Source organism: Streptomyces cahuitamycinicus (assembly GCF_002891435.1).
GTDB classification, from domain to species: Bacteria; Actinomycetota; Actinomycetes; order Streptomycetales; family Streptomycetaceae; genus Streptomyces; species Streptomyces cahuitamycinicus.
Genome location: NZ_POUC01000712.1, coordinates 1 through 2,534 on the forward strand (window position 1 = coordinate 1; position 2,534 = coordinate 2,534).

2 protein-coding genes are annotated in these 2,534 nt (G+C 73.4%); one reads left to right on the forward strand and one right to left on the reverse strand.

Annotation, left to right across the window (positions count from 1 at the left end; genetic code table 11):
• Window positions 1-1,278 (reverse strand): glycoside hydrolase family protein (locus C1J00_RS41935; RefSeq protein ID WP_102914055.1); only part of this gene is annotated, 1,278 nt, incomplete at its 3' end.
• A gap of 206 nt (window positions 1,279-1,484) precedes the next feature.
• Between C1J00_RS41935 and C1J00_RS41940 the strand changes: the two genes are divergently transcribed.
• On the forward strand, window positions 1,485-2,504 hold the full coding sequence (locus C1J00_RS41940) for a LacI family DNA-binding transcriptional regulator (RefSeq protein ID WP_102914056.1): 1,020 nt from the start codon (window positions 1,485-1,487) through the stop codon (window positions 2,502-2,504).
• Window positions 2,505-2,534 lie beyond the last annotated feature (30 nt).

Here is a 2,534-nt window from a genome sequence, read left to right on the forward strand (position 1 = left end):
GGTGGCGACGGGGCGGACTCCGTCCTCGGCGGTGGCCGTCCAGGGGGCGGGGCGGCCGGAGTAGCACAGGGTGGTGAGGACGAAGACACCGTCGGCGTAGACCTCGACGTACTCGCCGACGGTGAGGATGCGCAGCGAGGCGGCGGGTTCCGGCAGGAGGGTCTCGCCGAGCGGGGTGCCGTCGGGGCCCGTGACCCACAGGTCCTTGCCGTCGCAGCCGACCGTGAGCGCGGGCCGGTCCGGGCCGGAGTCCTGCGTGCGCAGGGTGATCTCGGTGCGGCCGGAGAGGCCGACGTCGCCGACCGCGTGCAGGAGGGCCTCGTACGTCTCCTCACCGAGCCAGGGGTCCAGGCCCGGCCACCATTCCAGGCGGGGTGCCGCATCCGCGGGCACGGCGAGGGACTTGGGCTGGGCGAGCATGCCGCGGCAGCGCTCGCCGGTGTCGCTGAGGCCGACGCGGCGCGGGGTGGTGTGCAGCACGACCCGGGAGCCGTCGGGGGCGGCGACGACGCGCGGGGCGTACGCGCCCGTCGGGCCGAGCGGGCCACGGCGGGTCCACGGGCCGCGCAGGCGCGGAGCGGTCCACGCCTCGAAGCCCCGGGTGGCGCCGATGGAGCCGAGCAGCAGCCAGCCGCCGTCGTCGAGGCGTTCCAGGACCGGGCACTCGAACTCGTCGACGTCGCCGGGGGAGATCAGCGGCGGGTGGACGGTCCAGTGCTCCAGGTCGTCTGAGGTCGCCCAGGCGACGCACCCGCTGACCTCGACGGGCAGGGAGGCGTCGGCGGCGCAGACCACCATCACCCAGCCGTCGGACTCGTCGTCGCGGACGACGAAGGGGTCGCGCCAGCCCATGCGTTCGCCCGTGCGGTACCAGCGCCCGTCCGCCTCGACGACCGGCCCCGTGCCGTGGCGGCGCCAGCCGGTGCCGTCGGTGCGTCCGGAGCGGGCCAGGCCGATCGACTGCAGGGGCCAGCCGCCGGAGGTGAGTCCGGAGACGGCGGTGTAGAGCATCGCCATGCCCGGCTCGTGCGGGAAGGCGTGCATGGTCCACACCGCCTGCTGGTCGAAGCGGCCCGGCAGGCCGTTGCCGAAGGCCGTGCCCTGCGGTTCCCAGTGGACCAGGTCGGTGGAGGTGGCCCGGCCGTACGAGGTCTCCATGCGCAGGTGGTCGAAGTCGGCCGTCCACGGGCCCTGAAGGTGCAGCGCGGTGTAGGTGCCGTCCGCGTGGCGCAGGAGGTCGAAGTCGTTCACGCAGAGGCCGGGCGGCGCGTATCGCATGGACAGGTCCTGTCTGCCGACAGCGGCACTCAAACGCGTGCGCTGTACTCGTACTGGTGGGAGTTCCTCTGAGAGTCAGCCGAAGTAAATCTGAACGCAAACGCTTGCGCAACCAGGTGAGCGGGTTTACGGTCTCGTCACTCCCACTCCCGCCGACGTGCTCCGGATTCCCGTCACGCGGCGCGCACCCGATCAAGGAGCGTCCCGTGACGGTCAGCATCACCGATGTCGCCGAGGCCACCGGGGTCTCGGCGTCCACCGTGTCCCGCGCCCTGCGCGGCCGTTCGGGAGTGTCGGAGCAGATGCGGGCCCGGATCGTCGCGGCCGCCGCCGAGCTGGGCTACACCGCCTCACGCTCGGCCTCCAGCCTGGCCAGCGGACGCACCTACACCATCGGCGTCGTCGTCCCGTACGTCGGCCGCTGGTTCTTCGGCACGGTGCTGGACGCCGCCGAGAAGGTCTTCAGCGCCGAGGGCTACGACGTCCTGCTGTACAACCTCGGCTCACCGGAGGCGCGCAAGCGTTTCTTCACCAAGCTGCCGATCCGCAAGCGGGTCGACGCCGTACTCTCCCTGCTGATCCCGGACCCGGAGGAGGCCGCCGCCCTGTGCTCCCTCGGCGTGCCGCTGGCGACCACGGTCGGCGGCGCCCGGCCCGGCTTCACGGTGGTCGGCATCGATGACCGGGGCGGGGCGGAGAGCGCCGTACGGCACCTGGTGAACCTGGGCCACCGGCGGATCGGCATGATCTCCGGCGCCAGCGAGCCGCTGCACTGGACCACGCCCCTGGACCGCCGGCAGGGCTACCTGGACGTGCTGGCCGACGCCGGGATCGAGCTGGACCCCGCCCTGGAGGCCGACGGCGGTTACACGGTCGAGGGCGGTGAGCGGGCCATGACGGAGCTGCTGGCGCTGCGCCATCCGCCGACCGCCGTGTTCGCCCAGTCCGACGAGATGGCGATGGGCGCGCTGCGCGCCCTGCGCCGGCACCGGCTGAGGGTTCCGGAGGACGTGTCCGTGGTCGGCTTCGACGATCACGAGCTGTCCGAGGTGGTCGGGCTGACCACCGTGGCCCAGCCGGTCGCGGCCCAGGGCCGGGAGGCGGCCCGGCTGCTGCTGACGCGTCTGGAGGGACCGAACGCCGTGTCGCCGCGCCCCGTCGAGATGCCCATCCGCTTCATCCTCCGCGAGACCACCGCTCCGCCGCACGCCCGTCGGCAGCGGTAGCCCGCAGCTCCACGTCCGTCCCCTCCCTCC